This window comes from Microbacterium sp. VKM Ac-2870 (genome assembly GCF_015350795.1).
Taxonomy (GTDB): Bacteria; Actinomycetota; Actinomycetes; order Actinomycetales; family Microbacteriaceae; genus Microbacterium.
Genome location: NZ_JADKSH010000011.1, coordinates 1 through 1053 on the forward strand (window position 1 = coordinate 1; position 1053 = coordinate 1053).

Annotated in this window: 1 protein-coding gene; it reads right to left on the bottom strand. The window is 66.2% G+C overall.

The features are described from left to right. Window positions 1–15: 15 nt before the first annotated feature. Window positions 16–1053 (bottom strand): IS30 family transposase (locus ITJ43_RS14960; protein ID WP_194584654.1); only part of this gene is annotated, 1038 nt, incomplete at its 5' end.

Genomic DNA, 1053 nt, shown 5'->3' on the forward strand with positions numbered 1-1053 from the left:
GGTGAACTCAACCCGTCAGCGCAACAGTGCTTGGAGCCTATCGGCTGGGGTGTCGAAGTCGAGGGTCTTCCGCGGTCTGGAGTTCAGGCGCGCGGCGACGGTGTCGAGGTCGGTCTGGGTGAGGTCTTTCATGCTGACGCCCTTGGGGAAGTACTGACGTAGCAGCCGGTTCGTGTTCTCGTTCGTTCCGCGCTGCCAGGGGCTGCGGGGGTCGGCGAAGTAGACGTCGAGGCCGGTGTTGCGCGTGACGGTCTTATGGTCGGCGAGTTCCATCCCGCGATCCCAGGTCAGCGATCGGCGCAGCTGCTCGGGGAGCAGGTTCATCTCACGCGAGAGGCCCGCTGTGACGGACTCCATGTCGCGGCCGTCGATCTGGACGAGCACCGTGAATCGTGTCGCGCGCTCGACGACAGTCGCGATCTGGCTCCAGTGCCGCCCCATCAAAAGATCACCTTCCCAATGCCCCGGGATCGCGCGATCTTCGGCTTCGGCAGGGCGCTCGGAGATGGAGACGGCGTCTTTGATCTGGGATCGCCATTGCCCGGTGACGTTGTTGTGAACACTGCGGCGGATCGGCCGCCCGGATCGCAGATGCTTCTGCAGCTCTTTCGCGAGAACGCCGCGGGACTGCACGAACAGGGACTTGTAGATCGTCTCGTGCGACACCCGCATCCCGCTCCCCGCCGGGTGACGCTTCCGCAGCGCCCCGGCGATCTGCTCGGGCGACCAGTCTTCCCGAAGGCGAGCGGCGACGTAACCACGCAGCACCGGGTTGCGGGCAAGTGCGCATCTCTGCGGACGCCGCGCACGGCGCCAGGCACGATCGTCGGCATCGACAGCGCGATATCGTCGCGGTCCCTTGTTCTTGGCCACCTCCCGACTGATCGTCGACGCGGGCCGACCGAGCCGGCGCCCGATCGCACGATACGACTCATCTGCCGCGAGACCCCGGGAAATCTCCTCACGCTCCTCGAGGGTCAGCGTCCCCGCCCGACGGCGCTGCGGCGCTTGGTAGAAGCCGCCGAACGGCAACAGGATCGAGAAGATCGATCC